Here is a 21,914-nt window from a genome sequence, read left to right on the forward strand (position 1 = left end):
CATCAAAAGCACAATTTGATTCAAATAAAAGAATGATACGCGGTAAGGTCATCCGCAAGTGTATGAGACAGGGTTGTTTTTAATCAAAAATGTTTTTGCAATACTTTGAATAAGTAGACGCTAGTGAACGAGTTTTGCGGATGACAATGGTTTTGGGTACTTTTGCCGAAACAAAAGTACCTCCAGCCGAAGGCTAATCCCTTTATTCAATCCCTAGATGTAAGACTCTGTCGAGTAGATTTAAATATCGGTAAATAATGTGAAATTACTTTTACGTGCGTAACATCTGTTGCTAAATTTTAGGCATAAAAAAACCAGCTTATCGCTGGGTTCTTTATTACACCATCTTCAGTAGTAGAAGAATGGTGCCCGAGGCCAGACTCGAACTGGCACGCTTTGTGGGCGGGGGATTTTAAATCCCCTGTGTCTACCGATTTCACCACTCGGGCTTAACAAGATTGGAGGCGGAGGTCGGAATCGAACCGGCGTACACGGAGTTGCAGTCCGCTGCATGACCACTCTGCCACCCCGCCATGTCTTGTTGATGCGTATATTAGCAAGCTCTGAAAAAAAAACAATAGCAGATTCATCTGTATGAGCATAAAAGCAGCATACAAGGTAAAAAATTTAAAATAATCATGTATTATGTGCAAAATTGATTCATATCATCACTTGGAGAAGTGCCGTGGCATTAGTTTTAGATGGTCGTGCATTGGCGAAGAAAATTGAAGCTGACTTGTTGACTCGCGTAGAAGCGCTAAAAGAGAAAACTGGTCGTACCCCAATTCTTGCGACTATTTTGGTAGGTGACGATGGTGCATCTGCAACTTATGTACGAATGAAAGGGAATGCTTGCCGCCGAGTTGGTATGGATTCATTAAAAGTTGAGCTTCCTAAAGAAACTACAACTGAGCAATTGCTTGCTGAAATTGAAAAATTGAATGCAAACCCTGATGTTCACGGTATTTTGTTACAACACCCAGTACCGGCTCAAATTGATGAGCGTGCTTGTTTCGATGCGATCTCGCTTGAAAAAGACGTAGATGGCGTAACTTGCTTAGGTTTTGGTCGTATGGCAATGGGTGAAGCAGCATATGGTTCAGCGACTCCTGCAGGCATCATGACCATTTTAAAAGAAAACAACATTGAAATCGCAGGGAAACATGCGGTTGTTGTGGGTCGTTCTGCAATTTTGGGTAAACCAATGTCTGCGATGCTGCTTGAAGCAAATGCAACAGTGACTACTTGCCACTCACGTACTCAAAACTTGGCTGACTTTGTTAAACAAGCTGATATTATTGTGGGTGCGGTAGGTAAAGCTGAATTGATTCAAAAAGATTGGATCAAACCAGGTGCAGTGGTTGTTGATGCTGGCTTTCATCCACGTGATGGCGGCGGTGTAGGTGATATCCAATTGGTGGGTATCGAAGAAATTGCTTCTGCTTATACACCAGTACCGGGTGGCGTAGGTCCAATGACAATCACAACATTGATTCGTCAAACTGTTGAAGCTGCTGAAAAAGCGTTAGGTTAATCTTTTAATTAAAAGATATTTATGTCACAACGGAGTCTTACCGTTATGACTTTTAAATGTAAGAAGACCGTATGTTACTTTTGTTTCGGCAAAAGTAACCAAAACCATTTGTCATCTGCTGAACTCGACATAATCAGTTTTTTGATTAATGGTGTCGCAGAAAAAGTGTTCATTCGATTGAGGTCTGTCTCGCACAGCAGCAGATGACGATGTCGCGTATCTGATACGTTTATAAATTCAAATAAAATCATCCCCAAGGCTTAATATGAGCTGTACTTTCCAATTTCCTAAAGCCCCTGAACATTTACTTAAAGCACTTCATGAAGTCATTCCGCATTGTGAATTACATGCACAACAGTTGCCTGAAACCCCGATTTCTCTATGGTTGATTCCACCGGTATTTCCAACCGATAAATTGGATGATGAAGTCATTCGCCGTATATGGAATGACACGCCGTATTGGATCTTTTGTTGGGCTTCAGGACTTGCTATGGCGCAGTGGTTATTGGCTGAGCCGCATCATGTCAAAGATAAAGTGGTATTGGACTTTGGTGCAGGTTCAGGTGTGGTGGCGATTGCAGCAAAAATGGCAGGGGCGAAACGCGTGATCTGCTGTGACATCGACCAAGTGAGCCTAGATGCATGCCGTGCCAATGCAGAGCTAAACAATGTTGAACTCGAATATTTAGATGATCTGTATAAAGCCGAACAAGTCGATATTTTATTGGCTGCCGATGTGCTGTATGACCAATGCAACCGTTTCTTTTTGGATGAATTTTTAAAGTTTGCTCCAGAAGTGTGGGTGGCAGACAGTCGTGTGAAAAACTTTAGTCATCCTAAATATGAAAAACTCGATGAACGAAGCGCAACGACATGGCCTGATTTGGATGAATCACCTGAGTTTCGAAATGTGAGTTTTTATAAAACCCTATAAATATTGAACCGATAAAAAATAAGACGCTTTAAGCGTCTTATTTTTGTCTTTTAAACTGCAAATTTGATTAAGAACAGGTATAGCGAACCACACGTAAGGTGGCAGGGCGAGCATCGAGTGCATCACGCGCGCCTAAGTTTTCAGAGTTACGTGGATCAGGAGTATTTGATAGACCGAAGTTCGCACGTGTATTACCAATTTGACGGCCGTACTGGGTATTTTCCAAAGCAGGATTTGCAATTTCGTTCACGCTTAAGATTTGTAATTTATAGGTCTTTTGCGTATTTAATACTTTTTGGCAAGCACGTTGTAATTTATTGGCATCCGGTTGTTGGTTTTGGCGACCCGCTAAAGTATATGCAAGTGTTGCGCTATCTGCAGATTTGGACTCTATTTGAAAGCCCGTTTGACCATTAAAAGCACGTGGAGTGCTTTGGCAAGCAGCCATCGACATTGCAACAATACCCAAACTTAAAACTTTGTAAATATTTTTCATCATTCATTCGCCGTGTGTATTTGTATGTTCAGTATGCCATAGTCCGTCTGTCGACTCGATGGCGAAAACAAAGAAAGCCAAAGAAGTTTGATTAAATCTTTGATGCAGCCGAAACGATGAGTAGATGGAAATGGAGATAAAAAAAGCTCATCAAAATAGGCTTTGATGAGCTTAAGTGGAATAGCAGGGCTGAGCGAATTAATCGTCAGTGATCATGCTATGTTTTTTAGTATCTTTCATGAAGACATAGGTAATTAAAGATAAACCAATCATGAATGTAATGTAGTAGAAGAAGTAGTTTTCATGGCCTGCATTTTTGAAGCTCAAAGCTACAAGTTCTGCGGTACCACCAAAGAGTGTATTTGCAATGGCATAAGGCAATGCAACACCTAGGGCACGGATGTGTGCAGGGAACAACTCTGCTTTTACTACGGCATTAATCGCAGTATAACCAGTGACAATCACCATACCGCTCATGCAAAGCATAAATGCTGTGGTTGGGCTGGTAGTTGAACCGATACCATTGAAAATAGGAATGGTAAACAGCACACCAAGCACACCAAAGGCGATCATAATTGGCTTACGACCAATTTTGTCTGAAAGCGCACCGACAGCAGGTTGTAAAAGCATGAAGATGAAAATCGCAGCAGTGGTAATTTCAGTTGCTGTGGTTTTTTCAAAGCCAGACGTGTTGACCAAATATTTTTGCAAATAAGTGGTAAAGGTGTTGAACGCTAAAGTACCACCGGCAGTTAACATGATCACAGTGAAGGCTTGTTTAGGGTATTTGGTAAATAACGCTAAAGCACCTGATTTTGGACCACCATTTTTAGCTTGTTCTTGAGCTTCTTTAGAGGATTGAGTTTCAACTAAACCGCGACGAATCCAGAACACCACAATAGCGAGTAACGCACCGATGAAGAACGGAACACGCCAGCCCCATTGAGTTAAAGCTTGTTCTGAGAAATTACGCTGTAAGATAATTAAAACGCAAAGTGCCAATAGCTGACCTGAAATCAGTGTGACATATTGGAAACTTGAGAAGAAACCACGATGGTTTTTACCTGCCATTTCAGTCAAATAGGTGGCACTAGAACCATATTCACCACCAACACTTAAGCCTTGGAGTAAACGCGCTAAAAGTAGAATAGCGGGTGCGAGCATCCCTACAGAATCGTAGGTTGGTGCACATGCGATCATCAGTGAGCCGACACACATCAACGATACAGACAGCGTTAAACCTGCTTTACGACCTTTACGGTCAGCATAAATACCCATGACCCATGCGCCGATTGGACGCATTAAGAAACCGAGTGCAAAGACTGCAGCCGCTTGTAAGAGTTTTACAGTATTGTCACCATCAGGGAAAAATTGCGGTGCAAAGTAAAGGGTAAAGGCAGCGTAGACATACCAGTCGTACCATTCAACGAGGTTGCCGGCAGATCCGCCGAGGATAGATTTGACACGAGTTTTTCTATCCAATTGTTCAGGAACAACTGGCTCAGATGAGTTTGACACATCATTCTCCAAGGAATGAATGCAAAACATATCCATTTAAACTCTTTGGGAAAAGTTTAAATCAATATATTTTGTCGAAATGGGAGATGGAACTATATTTATTTAATTTATACTCCTGTTGTCGCAGAAAATCATGCGACTTTAGTCTATAAAATGCGATATTTTTGACCAGATACATTTTTCACGACTAAATGAAAAAAACAAAGCCTCATAGACTGAGGCTTTGATGGGGAAAACATGCTGTTTTTGATCAGATTGATCAATAACTCATCTTCAAATAACCCTGATCAATGCTCCTGAATTTTGGAATGGTGTTTGGTGTCTTTCATAAAGACGTAGACCAATAACGAAATAAAAATCATGATGGTCACATAGATAAAGAACCATGACTCGTGACCAGCTTCTTTAAAACTCAGCGCGAAGAATTCTGCCGTACCACCAAAGATGGTATTTGCAAGAGCATAAGGCAGTGCAACACCCAATGCGCGAATATGCGCAGGGAACATTTCTGCTTTTACAACCGCATTGATCGAGGTGTATCCTGTGACAATCACTAGACCTGCGAGACAGAGCCAAAATGCAGTCCAATAATCTTGAGTTTGTCCTAATGCACTAAATAGAACATAGGTGAACAGCACCCCTAAGATCCCAAAAGCGATCATTAAAGGCTTACGACCAATTTTATCGGATAGACCACCTGCTAGTGGTTGTAAGCACATAAAAATAAACAGTGCTAAAGTGGTGATTTGCGTGGCCTCAGGTTTACTAAAGCCAGAGGTATTGACCAGATATTTTTGCAAATAGGTGGTGTAGGTATAAAAAGCCAATGTACCCCCAGCTGTTAAAAATAACACCGTGAATGCTTCTTTCGGATAATGCTTAAATAGAGAAAATAAGCCTGATTCAGGCTGGTCCTTTTGCTCTTGTGCATTTTTGAAGGACTGGGTTTCTAGTAGGCCACGTCGAATGCGGAAAACCACTACCGCTAAACACGCACCGATAAAGAACGGAATACGCCAGCCCCAATCATGCAATTGTTCTTCTGTCAGCAACCATTGCAAAATAAGTAGTACGCACAGTGCAGTCAACTGACCTGCAATCAGTGTAACATATTGAAAGCTTGAAAAAAACCACGACGGTCACGGTCAGCCATTTCACTGAGGTAGGTCGCACTAGCGCCATATTCACCGCCGACACTTAAACCTTGAATTATAGCCAAATCCTAAAAACTATAGAACAATAGAGATATGGGATATTCAAAAGATTTTAAAGACAAAGTCATAGAAATTATGATTCGAGATGAAATGTCTGTGCGAAAAGCAGCACAGCATTTTAACATCTGTATACAAACGATTCAGAACTGGAAAAAGTCCACTACAAACAAACCTATTCCTGGCCGTCCAGCTAAAATTAGCAGAGAGCAAATATTGAAGGATGTTGAACAATATCCTGATGATTATCAGTATGAGCGAGCTGAACGTTTAGGAGTAAGCACTCATGCGGTATTTAATGCATTACATGCCGCAGGAATATCGCGTAAAAAAAGACGTTAAAGCATCCTAAAGCAGATCAAAATCAACGTCAGCAATTTCAAAATCTCATAGAGTGTTTAGAAGGGAAATTGCCTCTGATTTACATAGATGAAAGTGGTTTTCAAAGTGAAAGTACCAGAACTCATAGTTATAGCCTTCAAGGAACACGTGCTGAAGGTGAATTTAACTGGCAGTTGAAGAATTGCAGTAATGCGATCGGTGCAATTATCGAAAATAGATTGTTGACAGTTGGTGTGTTTAATTGTTCTGTGAATACAGAAGTATTTGAATGTTGGATTGAACAGGATTTATTACCTAAGTTGAAAGAAAGCAGTGTTTTGATTATGGACAATGCGACCTTTCACAAAGGGAAAAGACTTCAGGAGTTGATACGTTGTGCAGGCCATTACATTGTGTGGCTTCCTAAATATAGTCCAGATTTAAATCCAATAGAAAATATGTGGTCACGAGTCAAGGCGATTCGAACTAAGTTTAGAGTTAAAGATATTGATAAATTATTTAAAGATTACTGTAATGATTTATTTGGTATTTAGCTATAGTCGTGCAACCACAAGAATAATCGGCGCCAAAATACCAATTTGGTCATGCGTTGGAGAAATGGCAATCATCAATGAGCCGATACACATGAGTGTGACGGAGAGGGTTAAACCTGACTTTCGACCTTTTTTGTCTGAATAGATCCCCATAATCCATGCACCAATGGGTCGCATGAGGAAACCGACTGCAAAGATGGCCGCAGCTTGGAGAAGCTGTGCAGTCTGGCTACCTTGAGGGAAAAAAGCATGGGCGAAATAGAGGGTGAATGCTGCATAGACATACCAATCGTACCATTCAACAAGATTACCGGCTGAACCACCGAGAATGGATTTCACTCGGGTCTTTGTATCTAAATTTGATTGAGTAACAATTTCTTCCGTCATTTTAAAATCCATCTTTTTTTATTATGTGAAAATATCTTATGCGTATCGAAAAGCATGAAATGTAAACTAAAAAAGAGGTTTTGTTTAAAAAGTGTACAAATCAACAACTTGTCATGAATTTTGCTTTGAATAATGGTTTGGGCCTTAAAATGATTGATTTCATACTTGAGCCAGCAGGCTTTTAAACGTACATTTAAAATATAACTTCTCATTTATTGAAGGATATAAAAAACTCAGCGTACAGATATCTTGATCAAAATAGGTACTTGATCAAAAAAGCATGATCAATGAGAAAAATAATAAAGCAAAGAAAACGAAGCATTGTTGAATAAAAAGACATAGCGGGAGGGAGCGATGAATACACAACAACAATCAATATATGACATGGTGGTCATTGGTGGTGGAATAAATGGTGTTGGTATTGCCTGTGATGCAGCGGGGCGGGGTTTAAGTGTTTTGCTCTGTGAAAAAGACGATCTCGCGAGCCACACTTCATCTGCAAGTAGCAAATTAATTCATGGTGGTCTGCGCTATTTGGAACATAAAGAATTTCGTTTGGTACGTGAAGCACTGGCAGAACGCGAAGTTCTGCTTAAAAAAGCCCCTCATATTATTCGACCGATGCGTTTTATCATGCCACATGAACCGCACTTACGTCCGGCTTGGCTGATTCGGACTGGATTATTCTTTTATGATTATTTGGGTAAGCGAGAACAGCTTTCAGGCTCAAATGGTATTGAATTTGATGTGGAAGCTAGTCCTTTAGCATCCAAATTTACCCGAGGGTTCGAATATTCCGATTGTGCAGTAGATGACGCACGCTTAGTTGTACTCAATGCAATACAAGCACGAGAACATGGTGCACAGATTCTGACTCGAACAGAATGTTTAAATGCATATAGTAAAGGTGGAATTTGGCAGGTATGTCTAAAAAATGCCAAGGGATTGCAAAATGTGCAGGCTAAAGTCTTGGTGAATGCGGCAGGTCCTTGGGTCGCTGACTTTATAAAACAGGGGTTAAAGCAAGAGTCACCTTATGGTATACGGCTGATACAGGGTAGTCATATCATTGTTCCAAAACTTTTTGAGGGTGATAAAGCTTTTATTATGCAAAATGATGATCATCGCATTGTCTTTGCGATCCCTTATTTAGAACAATTTACCCTGATCGGCACGACAGATCGTGAATATCACGCAGACCCAAATCGAGTAAAGATAAGCCAAGAAGAAATCGATTACTTGCTTGATGTGTCAAATGATCACTTTAAAACTCAATTGACGCAAACGGACATCATTTCAACTTATTCAGGTGTGCGTCCGCTGTGTGATGATGAGTCAGATAATCCAGCCGCAGTCACGCGAGATTATACTTTGGCACTGACCGATGTAGAAGGGGCTGCATTACTTTCAATCTTTGGTGGCAAACTTACCACTTACCGAAAACTAGCAGAAGCGGCATTAGATCAGCTTAAAACTGTTTTTCATCATCGATCCAAACCTTGGACTGCTGATACAGCATTGCCTGGTGCGGAAAATTTAGAATCAATCGAGCAGTTGATAGCTGAAATCCAACAAAAAGTGCGAGGGGTTTCGATCAGTCTAGCCAGTCGTTGGGCACATGCTTATGGAACACGTGTTTGGGCTTTACTGAATCATTTAACTTCGATTGATGAATTGGGTCAAAACTTTGGACATGGTTTGTATGCTCAAGAAGTGGATTATTTAGTTGAGCAGGAGTGGGCGAGAAGTTCTGAAGATATTTTGCAAAGACGGACAAAGTTATATTTGCAATTCAGTGCAGCTGAAGTTGATGTTTTGGATGAATACTTAATGGCAATACGAATAAAGCAAAAAGCTCAAGATGTGGCTTAGTTGATATAAAAAAAGACCGCGCAAGGCGGTCTTTTAAATCTTCCTTAATCCCTCTTTTAAAGGAGGGAAATTAAAGGCCAATTAAGCAGATTTTTTTACAGCTTCTAAAAGTTCGTCTTGACGTACTTTAAGTGCTTTTGGTAAGCGATCACCAAGTTTGTTGAACAATTCAGTGTGGCTTTCAAGTTCTTTGATCCATTGATCTTTATCTTGAGAAGTTACAAGCTCGAATTGCTCTTTAGTGAAGTCTGAACCAGTCCAGTTCAATTGTTCGTATGTTGGAACAAGGCCGATAGGTGTTTCAACAGCGTCTGCACGACCTTCACAACGATCGATGATCCACTCAAGAACACGCATGTTTTGACCGAAACCAGGCCATACGAAGTTACCTTCAGCATCACGACGGAACCAGTTCACGTTGTAGATACCAGGAAGCTTGTTACCAGCAGCAGCAGCTTTCTTGCCAACTTTCTCACCCATTTCTAACCAGTGAGAGAAGTAGTCAGCCATGTTGTAACCCGCAAATGGAAGCATTGCGAATGGGTCACGACGAACGATACCTTGTTGACCAACAGCAGCAGCAGTTGTTTCAGAGCCCATAGTTGCAGCTTTGTAAACACCGTCAACCCAGTCAAATGCTTCTGAAATTAGAGGCACTGTGTCTGCACGACGACCACCGAAGATGAACGCAGAAATTGGAACACCTGCTGGATTTTCCCAGTCAGCATCAATAGAAGGACACTGACCAGCTGAAACAGTGAAACGAGCATTTGGATGAGCTGCTTTTTCTTCGCCGGTGTGTGGTTGACCTTTCCAGTTAGTTAGATTAGCAGGTACTTCTTTAGAAAGACCTTCCCACCATACTTCACCGTTGTCAGTTACAGCAACGTTAGTATAGATTACGTCTTTATGAAGAGTCGCCATACAGTTCGGGTTAGTCTTGGTATTTGTACCAGGTGCTACACCGAAGAAACCAGCTTCAGGGTTGATTGCATATAAACGACCATCTTCACCTGGTTTGATCCAAGCAATATCATCACCTACAGTTTCAATTTTCCAACCTTCGTAACCCGCTGGTGGAATCAACATCGCGAAGTTTGTTTTACCACACGCAGAAGGGAATGCAGCTGCGATGTAGTGTTTTTCGCCTTGTGGGTTTGTCACGCCAAGGATGAGCATGTGTTCAGCTAACCAACCTTGTTGACGACCCATAGAAGATGCAATACGTAAAGCTAGGCATTTTTTACCCAACAATGCGTTACCGCCGTAACCAGAACCGTAAGACCAGATTTCACGAGTTTCTGGGTAATGAACGATGTATTTTTCAGGGTTGCAAGGCCAAGCAACGTCTTTTTGACCTTCTTCAAGCGGAGCACCAACAGTGTGTACGCAAGGAATGAAGTCACCGTCAGTACCAAGTACGTCATAAACAGCTTTACCCATACGAGCCATTTTAGACATGCTTACAGCAACGTAAGGAGAATCAGTAAGTTCGATACCGATGTGAGCAATATGAGAACCTAAAGGACCCATAGAGAAAGGAACAACGTACAAAGTACGGCCTTTCATTGAACCGTCAAATAAACCATTCAGACGAGCACGCATTTCAGCTGGAGCTTCCCAGTTGTTTGTTGCGCCTGCATCTTCTTGTTTTTCAGAACAGATATAAGTACGACCTTCAACACGAGCAACGTCAGAAGGATCAGAATTAGCAAGGTAAGAACCAGGATGTTTTTCTTGGTTAAGTTCTTGCATAGTGCCGTTAGCGATCATCAAGTCGATATAACGTTGATATTCTTCTGCGCTACCGTCACACCATTCGATTTTTGCTGGTTTGGTTAATTTGGCAATTTCTTCCACCCAAGCAATGAGCTTAGGGTGACGAACGAATTCTGGTGCGTTCACTTGGGTCATGGTGAGGCCTATCTCAAAAATGTACTAACCGTACAAAGTATAATCTGCATCATGGATTACATCATGCAGATAAAAGATGAAAAAAAGTGGCTGTATTAAAGCATAAAATCATAAAAAAAATAAGACTAAAGAAGTGGTAGATTTTTTTTGGTAGTTAATGCTATTTATATTAAATATAGATAAAATACAATAACTTAACATATTATGTGGTGAATTTTCACTTTATTTATTAACGTGATGGACAATATTTTATATAGTTATTTTTAATAAAAACAAAAAGTTGCATGTAATTGATATTTGAGAATTATTATTGATTAAATAAATGGTGGTAATTCGATTTTTACATAAAGGCGCTATTATTTGCTGTTAAATTCGACAAAATACAATACTAAGCGGCCAAGATGTATAAAAAGTGATTAAACAAGCCAAGCCTTTATCTATTATCTATAATAAAAAATCAGGATTTCATGCTGCAAACAAAGATGAAGTCTATGAGGAACTTGTGCGGATATTATCCGATCATAATTTCGAAATACAGTCATTTGAGCTTGGGCAGGAAGCGAGTTTTGATACTTTAATGAGCAAGGTATTTGCACGCCATAAAGACCCTGATAATTTGGGTGTTGTGGTTGCTGCAGGTGGTGATGGAACCTTAAATGCTGTTGCTCATCAGTTGATGCATACCGATATTCCTATGGGGGTCTTACCTTTGGGCACATTTAACTATGTGGCGCGGGTACTCAATATTCCTCTCGATTTAATTCAAGCGGCACAGGTGATTGCGACAGGCAATAATCGACAGGTGCACGTGGCGCAAATCAATGAACATATCTATTTAAACAATGCCAGTTTGGGCTTGTATCCTTTATTTATACAAAAAAGAGAATTTTATAATCAGAAGTTTGGGCGTTTCCCATTGCATGCTTATACCTCAGGTTTGGATGTGCTGATTCGAGATCGTAAAGAGCTGAAATTGGAAATCGAAGTGGATCATCATATTTATCCAGTCAAAACGCCCTTGATTTTTTTTGGCAATAATCAATTGCAATTGGCCGATTTAAACTTGCAAATCGCTAAAGATGCAGAGGCAGGTAAAGTTGCAGGTGTGGTGGTCGCAAAAAGTGATAAGAAAACGTTATTTAAAATTTTATGGCAATTGATCCGTGGCAATATCGACAATGCACCAGATGTGTATAGTTTTGCCGCTGATGAAGTCACCATACATACCCAACGAAAAAAAATGACCGTTGCTGTGGATGGTGAGATTGTAGAAATGAAACCGCCGCTTAAAATTCGAGTGCAAAAACAAGCCTTAAAGATACGGGTGCCACATGATACTGCATCTGTCTGATCTGCATTTCGGCACTGAAAAGCCAGAGTGTATGCGCGCTATTCAGCAATTTTGTCGTGAACAGCGTATCGAGGCCGTGGTTGCCAGTGGAGACTTGACCCAGCGTGCGCGTTATCGTCAGTTTTATGCATGTAAGCAATTTTTAGAAAGCTTAAAGCTGCCTTATATCGTTGTGCCGGGGAATCATGATATTCCGCTATATCATTTATGGAACCGTGTTTTTAGCCCTTTTGCACGTTATCAACTTTTTTTTGGTGCCATGGAAAATGTACTGGAAACCGAGCATTTTTATTTAATTGGGATCAATAGTATTCGCCGTCGTTACCATACGCGAGGGCATGTATCGCTCGAGCAAATATATCATGTCGAGGAATTACTTAGACATGCGCCGCCCAATAAAGTGAAATTAATCATAGCGCATCAACCTTTTTATACGCCGCCCAATGACCCGCATGGTGTGAAAGATTGTCCTGTTCAAGGGCGTTTGGCACTCGAACAGTGGAGTCAACACGGTTTAAATGGTTTATTGCATGGGCATTTACATGTTCCAGCCAGCTATGACCTCAATCAGATTTATGCTTTAGGTGCTGCGCATCCAGTTTGGGATATTCATGCTGGAACTGCAACGTCATATCGCCTACACGATAACCTTGCCAACAGTTTTAATGTCATTGATGAGCAGATGAATGTGCAGCATTATTTTTATCATTCAAAGTTAAAAATATTCGAAGAAAATCTTAGTACTCATATTTTGGATGAGCTTTAATCCTTTAAATTTAAATTTTGAAGAAAAAAAATACAAAAAAATGAAAAAAATTAAATTTTGCCCTTGAAGGGTTTTTTTCCATCCCCACAAAAGTGTCATCTAAATTATTTTTTGTCGATGGCTTATGGAAATCAAAATGTCATCGTCTTTTATCTAGTAAATAGACTTAGTCTGGAGTTAACTATGAGCAATATTCGTCCTTTGCATGACAACGTTGTGATTCGCCGTGTTGAAAAGGAAACTAAAACTGCTGGTGGTCTTATTTTAAGTACTTCAGCAGCTGAACAACCTGCTCAAGGCGAAGTAATCGCTGTAGGTAATGGCAAAGTAACTGACAATGGCGTACGTGCATTAGACGTTAAAGTTGGTGACAACGTATTGTTTGGCACTTATGCCGGTACAAAAGTAAAAGTAGCAGGCGAAGAGCTTCTTATTATGAAAGAGTCTGACATCTTAGCGGTACTTGAAGCTTAAGTTTCGTACACGCATTTAGACCCTTTTATTCATCATAAATTGTTAAAAATTTTAAAAAGATTCGGAGTTAGACATGTCAGCTAAAGACGTAAAATTTGGTGATTCAGCGCGTTCAAAAATGATCGCGGGTGTAAATGTACTTGCAGATGCTGTAAAAGTGACTTTAGGTCCTAAAGGCCGTAACGTTGTCATCGACCGTTCTTTCGGTGCGCCGCACATCACTAAAGATGGTGTTTCTGTTGCTAAAGAAATCACGTTAAAAGACAAGTTTGAAAACATGGGCGCTCAGCTAGTTCGTGAAGTGTCTTCAAAAACCAACGATATTGCGGGTGACGGTACAACAACTGCAACTGTTCTTGCACAAGCAATTCTTAATGAAGGGATTAAATCAGTAACTGCGGGTATGAACCCAATGGATCTTAAGCGCGGTATCGACATCGCGGTTAAAGCCGTAGTTGCTGAAATTAAAGCGACTGCAAAACCTGCATCTGACTCTAAAGCGATTGAACAAGTAGGTTCTATTTCTGCGAACTCTGACACCACTGTTGGTAAACTTATTGCTCAAGCAATGGAAAAAGTCGGTAAAGAAGGTGTAATTACTGTTGAAGAAGGTTCAGGCTTTGAAGATTCTCTAGATGTTGTAGAGGGTATGCAGTTTGACCGTGGTTACATCAGCCCTTACTTTGCAAACAAACAAGATACACTAACAGCTGAACTTGAAAACCCATACATTCTTCTTGTTGATAAAAAAATCAGCAACATCCGTGAATTGATTGCTGTACTTGAAGCTGTTGCTAAAACAGGTAAACCGCTTCTTATCATCGCTGAAGATGTTGAAGGCGAAGCGTTGGCTACACTTGTAGTGAACAACATGCGCGGCATTATCAAAGTATGTGCGGTTAAAGCGCCTGGTTTTGGTGATCGTCGTAAAGCGATGCTTCAAGACATCGCGATTTTAACTGGCGCGACTGTAATTTCTGAAGAAGTAGGCATGTCACTTGAACAAGCGTCTCTTCAAGATTTAGGTACAGCTCATAAAGTGACTGTTTCTAAAGAAAACACAGTAATTGTTGATGGTGCAGGTGTTGCAGAGCAAATTGCTGAACGTGTAACTCAAATTCGTGCGCAAATTGAAGAATCTACTTCAGAATACGACAAAGAAAAACTTCAAGAACGCGTTGCTAAATTGGCAGGCGGTGTTGCTGTAATCAAAATCGGCGCTGCAACTGAAGTTGAAATGAAAGAGAAGAAAGATCGCGTTGACGATGCACTTCATGCAACTCGTGCTGCAGTTGAAGAAGGTGTTGTAGCAGGTGGTGGTGTTGCACTTGTACGTGCTGCAAAAGCACTTGAAGGTGTGTCTGGTGCTAACGATGACCAAAATGTTGGTATCAACATTTTACGTCGTGCAATTGAAGCACCGCTTCGTCAAATCGTTGCAAACTCTGGTGATGAGCCATCAGTTGTAATCAATGCTGTGAAAAACGGTGAAGGTAACTTCGGTTATAACGCTGCGACTTCAGAGTATGGCGATATGTTAGAAATGGGTATTCTTGACCCAGCTAAAGTAACACGTTCTGCGCTTGAGCATGCTGCATCTGTTGCGGGCTTAATGCTTACAACTGAATGTATGATTACTGAAATCCCAGAAGATAAACCTGCTATGCCTGATATGGGCGGTATGGGTGGCATGGGCGGTATGATGTAATTCATACTGATCATCCGATCTAAAAAATCCCCGCTACTTGCGGGGATTTTTTTATAACAATCCTACTTAGAGTAAAACACTAATCAAGCTTTTTGGTGAGTTTAAGATTTACTTCAGGCATTTCTAGTTTTTCACCTTTATCACCACGAAGCTCAATAAAGTTTTCACCTACAAAATAAATTCGATTGTCGCCTTGGGCATCAAGTTGAATCATCCCAGGTTGATCTGGCAAAAACTTAAAACTGCCTTTCACTTTATTTTCAGTGTTCGCAGCTTTACCTAAAAACTCTTGGCTGAGTTCATAGCTCTTATCAAGTTTAAGTTCAAGTTCGGTTTCAATTCCTTTGCAATCATGGCAAGGTAGAATCCCTTTATATTCACCTGCCCAATCAAGTGCATTTTCGGTGTTATCACCTGTGGCAATCGGACTTTCTGAGGCAGCGTCTGTATTAGCAATGACATTATTATCTGGTGGTGTAGCGGTTTCAGATTCATTGCTGGTCTTTGAACATGCCGTTAGGGTTGCACTGACCATACAGAGAGCGAGGATTAGTTTTTTCATGAGATTTATACACCGTACGTACCCAATATAATGCTAAGCGTGGCTTTTATTGCTCAAGAAAAATAGCCTATTCTTGTTAACAATTGTGTGTTTGGTTAATACATTAAAACAGACATTTGATTTTTAAAATTCGTAAATAGTGAAATATTGGTGATTTACCTAAAAGTGAACGCTAAAGGACATTTATATATTAATTGGTGGATTACTGAACAATATAGGCTTTTATAATTATTTTGCGTTGTTAAACTCTGTGGCATAGAAAAAACTGTCGGTGCAAATTGTGTTTGAAAAAACAGCGGAAAAAAGTCTGAACTTAATGGGGTGGCAAATTGATAACCATTGGGATTTAAATATCGACCAATGTGTCATGATTGCAGCGCCACATACCAGTAATTGGGATGCACTTTATGCACGCCTTGCCCTGAAAGCTTTAGGGGTTAATGTTCGTATCACGATTAAAGACAGTTATATGAAATTCCCGTTTGGGCCTTTTGTACGTGCCATGGGCGGAATTGGTATTAATCGACGTCCAAAACAAGATGGTGAAGCTCGTCAAAGTATGGTTGAGCTGATGGCTGACTTGTTCAAGCATCATCCAAAATTGGTCATGTTGGTGACGCCAGAAGGGACACGCGCTAAACAAGAGAAGTGGAAAACTGGTTTTTACCATGTTGCTATGCAAGCGGGTGTGCCGATTGCTTTAGCCTATATGGACTATGCGCAGAAAAAGACTGGGGTGGGTAAAATTGTTTATCCTACAGGCGATTATGAAAAAGATATGGCTGAAATCATGGATTTTTACGCGCAAATACATGCCAAATTTCCTGAAAAATTCAGTGTCGATACACGCTATCACTAATCCAACAATCCAAAAAAAGGACAGCATCGGCTGTCCTTTTTTATGTTTAGATTCTTCTATTTAGATTCTTCTGTTTAGATTTTTATATTGATTTTAATCATTAAAGTCGGGATGGATACCGCCCAGATTTTGACATGCCGCCTTATAAATAATGTATTGCTGATCAACTACATCGATGAGCGGGATACGAAATAATTTTTCGCCTTCTTTATAGCTGTCGATATATGACACGACCTTTTGTTTACTTGATGCCAGTTTTTCTTCATGAAAACTTGTAATCGAGCTATGAGTCATATGTGAACTTTCAATATTATTGCATTGAAAATGTGAGAGTAGTTTTTCAGCTTTTTTAATTTCGCTGGACGTGCCAAACATACAGCCGCTAAGCAGAGTTACACCTGCAAGCAGGATGAACTTTTTCATGGTTTTATTTTAAGCAAAATTATGAGGTGCAATATTCTATTAATTTTCGACAAAAAAATTAATCACTTTTTTACCATTTGGCTAATTTTTATTTAAATGTGAACTGTGTCATTGTTACAAGATGTGAATGTCTAACTGAGAAGGCGATTTTCTAGAATCATCTAGATAAATATCTTTTGGTTTTAGTCATCAGGTTAAGACACTCATCGTTACCAAGAAGCAGCCTGAAGAGAATAGAAGACCTAATACAATATGTTTAAATTGGCGTTCTGAAATGCGATAAAAAAGTTTGGCACCAAAAATCACTGGAAAAGCCATAATCACCAAAAGCACGGCTAAATAGGGCAGATGTTCACGATGGATGATCCCTTGTAGCAGATAGCTAATGAGTGTGACGAGCTGAATAGCTAAATTGAAATGTCGCAAAATATAGCGTTGTTCTGCTTTGGGTGTATTTTTCAGCATGAGCCATGCAGAGGGTAATGCACCACAAAAGCCTCCAAGACCACCCAAGATTCCAGCAATATATCCAATACTAGAATCCGCCCATTTCCCTGATTTTTGGATGAATGAAAATTTAGGATTAAAAAATAAAATTGGGCACCAAAACATAAATAAAGCGCCCAAAACCAATTTAAATGTATCTGGATTAATGCTGTCTAATAAATACGTACCGAGCGGTACACCTAAAATTCCTGCAATTAAATAGGGATAAATGATATTTTTATTGATCGGAATGCTTTTGCGTTCTGATGATAATGAGATGAAGTGGCTATAAACTGAAGCGCAGACGACCAAGGGTGCTGCTATTTGCGGGGGAAGTATCCAAACCCAAAATGACATTGCGATAAGGGCGAATGCAAACCCTGTTAATCCTTGTACGAATCCCGCAAAGATGGCACCAAGAATAAAAATCAGCCAAGTCATTAAATTACAGCTTTGAAATACGTGGCGCTATTGTAGTGAATTTTTCTATATAAATGTGGCTGACTGAGTAAATGTAGCAAAATTGGACATCAAATCATGAATAGAACATGAATATTTAAATACAGCAGATGTACACAGACTTCCAATTAAATTCATTTCGATAAGTGAAAATGCTCTTCATCAAAGAGGTGAAAATGCTCTTCATCAAAGAGGAGTGCTACACATGCTTAAACAAGTTGCTTTGCTATCTGTGGTTGCAGTTACATTTACAGGGTGTGTCGTGGCGCCATTTGATGATGGCCGATACCATTCGAATCAATATGGCTATGCAAATCAATATGGTTATTCAGGTCAATATGGTGGTTCATACGGACAGCGTTATGACCGCTCATATGGTCGAGTGAATAGCCCGCAACATCGACCAAACTCACCACGACCGAATTCGAATAGCCGTCCAGACGATACTCATAAACCGAATGTGCATAAACCTTCATCTCAGCATCCGTCAAATGTGCATCGTCCAAGCGCAAAGCCTCAGACGCCAGCTAAACCCAATACAAGTAAGCCCCAGCAGCAAAAACCACAGCAACAACGTCCTAAAGTAACGCCCGTGGATAAAGCTAAAACCCCAGGTGGATTTAACAGCCAGCGTCCACTTCGACCACAGGTTTAATGATTTTCAAGTAATAAAAAAGGACGCATTAACGTCCTTTTTTGTGTGCATTTACATTAAGCCTTCTTATATAAGCCTGCACACACCGTCCCAGCTTTGGTTTGTTTGATTTGCTGCCAACTGCTCGGGAGTTTTAACTGAGCAAGATCACGATCAGCTTCGATATAAATTAAACCATTGTCTGCAATGCACGGATCGACCAATTCAGCAAGTTCTTGCCATAAATCAAGACTATATGGTGGATCTAAGAAAATCAGATCAAATTGATCTTTCAAATTAGGAATGGCTTGTTGAGCCGTCATGTTTTTGAGTTGCACACGTTGTTTGCTCACCCTTAAGAGTTCTAAATTGTCCATGAGAAACTTCGCTTGGGTGCGATCAGGTTCAATTAAAACGGCTTCTGCTGCACCACGTGAGAGTGCTTCAAACGATAATGCCCCTGAACCTGTACAGAGGTCGAGGACTTTGGCATTTTGAACATCCCACATGAGCCAGTTAAATAATGTCTCGCGGACACGGTCAGGTGTAGGGCGTAAACCGTCAATACTGGCAAAAGGTAATTGACGACGCTTCCATTCACCACCAATGATTCTTAATTGATTTTTCATGAATTATTCCTCATCGGTTGCATGTGCTGCACTGGCAGCACGAGGTGTTGTATTTACACTATTCGGTTGTTGAGTGGCACTGTTGTTCTGCTGAGCTGTTGGGCTCGCATTTGGATCGGCTGATAAAATATTCGAGCCGCTTGGTAACTCACTCGGTTTTAGACCTGCAGTCATGAGACCACCGCTAATTTGATGGCTTGCAGGACGAATTGGATTCTTTTTACGTGTTAATAACCAGTAGTCAAACATCGGTTTCGCAATTTGAGCAGCAGAACCACCGTGACGACCATTTTCCCAAACGACTGCAATGGCAATTTCAGGTTTTTCCGCAGGGGCAAAACCAACAAATAAACCATGGTCAAGCTGACGCTCTGTCAATAAGGACTCGTTATAACGTTTACCTTGGGCAATACTTTTAACCTGTGCGGTCCCTGTTTTACCTGCTATTTGATACATTGGGGTACGAATACCACGACCGGTCCCTGTTTGAACCACATCAATCATGGCATCACGCATTTTGATCCAATCATCTGGCTTACCATTAAATTGAATGCGACCATTCGGGGCGTTATGGACTTTGTGAACTTTAGCACCTTTACTCTCACGCAGAACGTGAGGTGTAACATGAGAGCCTTGATTGGCAGTAATGGCAGTCGCCATCGCCAGTTGTAATGGTGTTGCAGTAAAAGCACCCTGACCAATACTGACAGAAATGGTTTCACCTTTGAGCCAGTTGGACTTCCGTGTGCGAAGTTTCCATTCAGGATTTGGATATAGCCCAGTGCTTTCACTTGGTAAATCTACACCGGTTTTTTCACCGAAGCCAAACTGACGCATCCACGTATTCATTTTTTCAATGCCCATACGATAGGACAAGACATAGAAATAGGTATCGCAGGAAACGACTTGGGCTTTGTGTAAATTGACTGAGCCATGACCAGTTTTTTTGTGGTCACGGAAACGATGGCTGTCACCCGGAAGCGTGAAATAGCCCGGATCTGAAATGGCAGTACTCCAGTCCACTAGACCATAATGAATACCACCTAGACCAAACATCGGTTTGATCGTTGAACCTGGAGGATAAGCCCCTTGTACAGCACGGTTATATAATGGCTGATCGAGGCTATCACGTAGTTCAGAATAATCTTTGCTGCTAATCCCGGTAACAAATAAGTTAGGGTTAAAACTAGGACTGGACACAAGAGCAAGAATTTCTCCAGTACGTGGGTCAATCGCCACAATTGCACCACGTCGATCTGCGAGCTGCTCTGAAGCGACCATTTGTAGTCCATAATCTAGGGATAAATATAAGTCATTACCACGAATCGGATCTTTACGACCAAGGTGACGTAACACATTACCAAAGGCATCGGCTTCAACCGACTCATTCCCCGGCATTCCATGTAAAAGTTCTTCATATGATTTTTCAACGCCAATTTTACCGATCAGGTTTGAGCCAGCGTATAAATCTTTATCAATCGTTTTTAGTTCTTTGTCATTAATACGACCCACGTAGCCAATCACATGGGCAAACAGTTCGCCATGTGGATAGTAGCGAGTCATTTGGGTCTCTATATTGACACCTGGGAATTGATATTTCACCTCACTAAAACGGGCGATATCATTTTCATTTAAATTCAGTTTAATCGAAACACGTTCAGTCTTTTTAGAGGTTTTAATCCGACTTTTGAAACGTTCGATGTCTTCATCAGTCAGTTCTAACAGAGGCGTTAGGCGCTCTACCGTATCATCAATGTCTTCAACATCCGCACGGCTCATGGTTGCTGAGAAAACCGGATAATTATCCGCTAATAACACACCATTACGGTCATAGATATAACCACGAGAAGGTGCAAGCGGTTGCAATCGAATTCGGTTTTGATCGGCAGCAGTCGAAAAGGTCTCATAACTTTTGATTTGCAAATATGCATATCGTGCCACAAGCAACAGCATAAAGAAGGAGACAATCCCTATCGAAATCACCACGCGATTACGATAAATCCGCTTTTCTTGCTGGACATTTTTTAAAGGATAATGCTGCTTCATACGCGTTCGACTTAAAGACTGAGAGCTAAAATAACGGAAGAGGCATATTCTAGCGCAACTGACATTTTTTTGATAAATAAAAAAGACTCTGCTGTGATTGCAGTCTATATTTTGACTTTGCAGACATGAAAAATATGGGGCTTTGTGTATAACAGTTCATATTATTCTGCTAAAGTCGAAACGTATAAAAAAGGAATATTCCAAAAAATAATACTAAGGAAGTTTGTGAAAACAATGAATAAATTATATCCATTGCTTGCATTTATGATGCTCGGAAGCATCGCACATGCCAATGACAATTCATTTTTACCTGAGGCAAAGTTAACAGGTAAGGGTTATCAACCATGGAATGTTGGAGCAGGTTTTACTCAAAAAATTATTCACGTGAATGGTGAGTGGGTAAACCCATATGGCATTGCCTATGCAAAAGCTGGTGTTTTCTTGAACGATGATAAAACACCTGGTGGGCAAGTCGGCTTTCGTTACCCCGTTCATTTCACTGGCAAAGATAAAAATGGTTATTATATCGGAGCTTATGCGGGCCACATCGACTCCAAGAAAGTAGATGGTGAAGATGAAGCGCGTTTAGGTGGTGGTATCGATCTTGCTTATGTGATGTTGAGTGCCGAGCGTATTAGTACGTTTAGTGTAGGCTTGGGTGCGGGTGAAAAATTAGAAGACAAATCAGGTAATGTGATTGTGGAAACCGAACCGAGACTACAAATCTCATATACTTTAAGTTTTGGTTTGTAGTGAAAATAATCAACTTTATTTTA

The 21,914-nt window shown here is 40.6% G+C and carries 20 protein-coding genes, 2 tRNA genes and 2 pseudogenes; 12 read left to right on the forward strand and 12 right to left on the reverse strand.

The genetic code is table 11. The annotated features are described in order from the left end of the window. Nucleotides 1-363: 363 nt before the first annotated feature. Both FTU36_RS04345 and FTU36_RS04350 read right to left on the reverse strand, forming a co-directional pair. Nucleotides 364-449: transfer RNA gene (locus FTU36_RS04345), tRNA-Leu, on the reverse strand. Nucleotides 450-459: 10 nt separating this feature from the next. After that, nucleotides 460-533, reverse strand: a tRNA-Cys gene (locus tag FTU36_RS04350). Between the two features lie 152 nt (nucleotides 534-685). Here FTU36_RS04350 and folD point away from each other — a divergent pair. Continuing rightward, nucleotides 686-1,534 (forward strand): bifunctional methylenetetrahydrofolate dehydrogenase/methenyltetrahydrofolate cyclohydrolase FolD, encoded by an 849-nt coding sequence (gene folD, locus FTU36_RS04355; protein WP_078189885.1) that lies wholly within the window; start codon nucleotides 686-688, stop codon nucleotides 1,532-1,534. A gap of 265 nt (nucleotides 1,535-1,799) precedes the next feature. Then, nucleotides 1,800-2,468: a methyltransferase gene (locus tag FTU36_RS04360; RefSeq protein WP_078189884.1), complete on the forward strand. Its 669-nt coding sequence runs from the start codon at nucleotides 1,800-1,802 to the stop codon at nucleotides 2,466-2,468. Nucleotides 2,469-2,535: 67 nt separating this feature from the next. Here FTU36_RS04360 and FTU36_RS04365 read toward each other — a convergent pair whose 3' ends face one another. The 3 genes and pseudogenes from FTU36_RS04365 to FTU36_RS04375 form a co-directional block, all read right to left on the reverse strand. After that, nucleotides 2,536-2,964: a hypothetical protein gene (locus tag FTU36_RS04365; protein ID WP_180116878.1), complete on the reverse strand. Its 429-nt coding sequence runs from the start codon at nucleotides 2,962-2,964 to the stop codon at nucleotides 2,536-2,538. Nucleotides 2,965-3,162: 198 nt separating this feature from the next. Continuing rightward, nucleotides 3,163-4,482: an MFS transporter gene (locus FTU36_RS04370; RefSeq protein WP_180116868.1), complete on the reverse strand. Its 1,320-nt coding sequence runs from the start codon at nucleotides 4,480-4,482 to the stop codon at nucleotides 3,163-3,165. A gap of 287 nt (nucleotides 4,483-4,769) precedes the next feature. Then, nucleotides 4,770-5,695: pseudogene (locus FTU36_RS04375) on the reverse strand (MFS transporter); the annotation flags it as partial. 34 nt (nucleotides 5,696-5,729) lie between these two features. Here FTU36_RS04375 and FTU36_RS04380 point away from each other — a divergent pair. Continuing rightward, nucleotides 5,730-6,035 (forward strand): IS630 transposase-related protein, encoded by a 306-nt coding sequence (locus tag FTU36_RS04380; RefSeq protein ID WP_087547287.1) that lies wholly within the window; start codon nucleotides 5,730-5,732, stop codon nucleotides 6,033-6,035. A 47-nt stretch (nucleotides 6,036-6,082) separates the two neighbouring features. Further along, entirely contained in the window at nucleotides 6,083-6,568 is a 486-nt protein-coding gene (locus tag FTU36_RS04385) for a transposase (protein ID WP_227554803.1), read from the forward strand. A gap of 3 nt (nucleotides 6,569-6,571) precedes the next feature. Here FTU36_RS04385 and FTU36_RS04390 read toward each other — a convergent pair. Further along, nucleotides 6,572-6,967, reverse strand: a pseudogene (locus tag FTU36_RS04390) (MFS transporter); the annotation flags it as partial. A gap of 342 nt (nucleotides 6,968-7,309) precedes the next feature. Here FTU36_RS04390 and glpD point away from each other — a divergent pair. Further along, entirely contained in the window at nucleotides 7,310-8,827 is a 1,518-nt protein-coding gene (gene glpD / locus FTU36_RS04395) for a glycerol-3-phosphate dehydrogenase (protein WP_180116869.1), read from the forward strand. Between the two features lie 81 nt (nucleotides 8,828-8,908). Here the strand turns inward: glpD and FTU36_RS04400 are convergent, their stop codons facing one another. Next, entirely contained in the window at nucleotides 8,909-10,741 is a 1,833-nt protein-coding gene (locus tag FTU36_RS04400) for a phosphoenolpyruvate carboxykinase (GTP) (RefSeq protein ID WP_180116870.1), read from the reverse strand. Nucleotides 10,742-11,153: 412 nt separating this feature from the next. Between FTU36_RS04400 and FTU36_RS04405 the strand changes: the two genes are divergently transcribed. From FTU36_RS04405 to groL, 4 genes are all read left to right on the forward strand, one after another. Further along, the gene (locus FTU36_RS04405; protein WP_078192968.1) at nucleotides 11,154-12,092 is read left to right on the forward strand and encodes a diacylglycerol kinase family protein; all 939 of its coding nucleotides are present in this window, start codon (nucleotides 11,154-11,156) and stop codon (nucleotides 12,090-12,092) included. After that, a complete protein-coding gene (locus FTU36_RS04410) occupies nucleotides 12,073-12,858 on the forward strand; it encodes a metallophosphoesterase (protein WP_180116871.1) in 786 nt (261 codons plus the stop codon). The genes FTU36_RS04405 and FTU36_RS04410 overlap by 20 nt, the downstream gene beginning before the upstream one ends. Before the next feature lie 183 nt (nucleotides 12,859-13,041). Further along, entirely contained in the window at nucleotides 13,042-13,332 is a 291-nt protein-coding gene (gene groES, locus FTU36_RS04415; RefSeq protein WP_078192966.1) for a co-chaperone GroES, read from the forward strand. Between the two features lie 73 nt (nucleotides 13,333-13,405). Then, on the forward strand, nucleotides 13,406-15,040 hold the full coding sequence (groL, locus tag FTU36_RS04420) for a chaperonin GroEL (RefSeq protein ID WP_180111635.1): 1,635 nt from the start codon (nucleotides 13,406-13,408) through the stop codon (nucleotides 15,038-15,040). A 79-nt stretch (nucleotides 15,041-15,119) separates the two neighbouring features. On the opposite strand, the gene FTU36_RS04425 is transcribed toward groL, so the two are convergent. Next, on the reverse strand, nucleotides 15,120-15,602 hold the full coding sequence (locus FTU36_RS04425) for a copper resistance protein NlpE (protein WP_180116872.1): 483 nt from the start codon (nucleotides 15,600-15,602) through the stop codon (nucleotides 15,120-15,122). 280 nt (nucleotides 15,603-15,882) lie between these two features. Here FTU36_RS04425 and FTU36_RS04430 point away from each other — a divergent pair, with 280 nt between their 5' ends. Next, nucleotides 15,883-16,461 carry a 1-acyl-sn-glycerol-3-phosphate acyltransferase gene (locus FTU36_RS04430; RefSeq protein ID WP_171262613.1) on the forward strand — a complete coding sequence of 193 codons (579 nt, stop codon included), beginning with the start codon at nucleotides 15,883-15,885 and terminating at the stop codon, nucleotides 16,459-16,461. Between the two features lie 93 nt (nucleotides 16,462-16,554). On the opposite strand, the gene FTU36_RS04435 is transcribed toward FTU36_RS04430, so the two are convergent. Next, nucleotides 16,555-16,884: a hypothetical protein gene (locus FTU36_RS04435; RefSeq protein WP_078189873.1), complete on the reverse strand. Its 330-nt coding sequence runs from the start codon at nucleotides 16,882-16,884 to the stop codon at nucleotides 16,555-16,557. Nucleotides 16,885-17,073: 189 nt separating this feature from the next. After that, nucleotides 17,074-17,811: a sulfite exporter TauE/SafE family protein gene (locus FTU36_RS04440; protein ID WP_180116873.1), complete on the reverse strand. Its 738-nt coding sequence runs from the start codon at nucleotides 17,809-17,811 to the stop codon at nucleotides 17,074-17,076. Between the two features lie 223 nt (nucleotides 17,812-18,034). On the opposite strand from FTU36_RS04440, the gene FTU36_RS04445 reads away from it, so the two are divergent. Beyond that, complete coding sequence (locus FTU36_RS04445; RefSeq protein ID WP_180116874.1) at nucleotides 18,035-18,484, forward strand: hypothetical protein; 450 nt, start codon at nucleotides 18,035-18,037, stop codon at nucleotides 18,482-18,484. A gap of 56 nt (nucleotides 18,485-18,540) precedes the next feature. Here FTU36_RS04445 and rsmD read toward each other — a convergent pair whose 3' ends face one another. Both rsmD and mrdA read right to left on the reverse strand, forming a co-directional pair. Further along, nucleotides 18,541-19,092, reverse strand: a complete 552-nt coding sequence (gene rsmD, locus FTU36_RS04450; RefSeq protein WP_180026660.1) for a 16S rRNA (guanine(966)-N(2))-methyltransferase RsmD — start codon at nucleotides 19,090-19,092, stop codon at nucleotides 18,541-18,543. Nucleotides 19,093-19,095: 3 nt separating this feature from the next. Then, entirely contained in the window at nucleotides 19,096-21,138 is a 2,043-nt protein-coding gene (gene mrdA, locus FTU36_RS04455) for a penicillin-binding protein 2 (RefSeq protein WP_180116875.1), read from the reverse strand. Nucleotides 21,139-21,372: 234 nt separating this feature from the next. On the opposite strand from mrdA, the gene FTU36_RS04460 reads away from it, so the two are divergent. Further along, nucleotides 21,373-21,891, forward strand: a complete 519-nt coding sequence (locus FTU36_RS04460; RefSeq protein ID WP_078192958.1) for a hypothetical protein — start codon at nucleotides 21,373-21,375, stop codon at nucleotides 21,889-21,891. Nucleotides 21,892-21,914: the final 23 nt, after the last annotated feature.

Origin of the sequence: Acinetobacter sp. YH12096 (assembly GCF_013419215.1) — a bacterium.
In the GTDB taxonomy this organism is placed as follows: Bacteria; Pseudomonadota; Gammaproteobacteria; order Pseudomonadales; family Moraxellaceae; genus Acinetobacter; species Acinetobacter amyesii.

Bases quoted from the DNA above. Each gene is read 5' to 3' on its own strand.
- FTU36_RS04400 (WP_180116870.1), bottom strand. From the start codon at position 10,741: ATGACCCAAGTGAACGCACCAGAATTCGTTCGTCACCCTAAGCTCATT.
- FTU36_RS04360 (WP_078189884.1), top strand. From the start codon at position 1,800: ATGAGCTGTACTTTCCAATTTCCTAAAGCCCCTGAACATTTACTTAAA.
- FTU36_RS04410 (WP_180116871.1), top strand. From the start codon at position 12,073: ATGATACTGCATCTGTCTGATCTGCATTTCGGCACTGAAAAGCCAGAG.
- FTU36_RS04425 (WP_180116872.1), bottom strand. From the start codon at position 15,602: ATGAAAAAACTAATCCTCGCTCTCTGTATGGTCAGTGCAACCCTAACG.
- FTU36_RS04380 (WP_087547287.1), top strand. From the start codon at position 5,730: ATGGGATATTCAAAAGATTTTAAAGACAAAGTCATAGAAATTATGATT.
- FTU36_RS04435 (WP_078189873.1), bottom strand. From the start codon at position 16,884: ATGAAAAAGTTCATCCTGCTTGCAGGTGTAACTCTGCTTAGCGGCTGT.
- groL (WP_180111635.1), top strand. From the start codon at position 13,406: ATGTCAGCTAAAGACGTAAAATTTGGTGATTCAGCGCGTTCAAAAATG.
- glpD (WP_180116869.1), top strand. From the start codon at position 7,310: ATGAATACACAACAACAATCAATATATGACATGGTGGTCATTGGTGGT.
- mrdA (WP_180116875.1), bottom strand. From the start codon at position 21,138: ATGAAGCAGCATTATCCTTTAAAAAATGTCCAGCAAGAAAAGCGGATT.
- FTU36_RS04460 (WP_078192958.1), top strand. From the start codon at position 21,373: ATGAATAAATTATATCCATTGCTTGCATTTATGATGCTCGGAAGCATC.
- FTU36_RS04365 (WP_180116878.1), bottom strand. From the start codon at position 2,964: ATGAAAAATATTTACAAAGTTTTAAGTTTGGGTATTGTTGCAATGTCG.
- rsmD (WP_180026660.1), bottom strand. From the start codon at position 19,092: ATGAAAAATCAATTAAGAATCATTGGTGGTGAATGGAAGCGTCGTCAA.
- FTU36_RS04440 (WP_180116873.1), bottom strand. From the start codon at position 17,811: ATGACTTGGCTGATTTTTATTCTTGGTGCCATCTTTGCGGGATTCGTA.
- groES (WP_078192966.1), top strand. From the start codon at position 13,042: ATGAGCAATATTCGTCCTTTGCATGACAACGTTGTGATTCGCCGTGTT.
- FTU36_RS04445 (WP_180116874.1), top strand. From the start codon at position 18,035: ATGCTTAAACAAGTTGCTTTGCTATCTGTGGTTGCAGTTACATTTACA.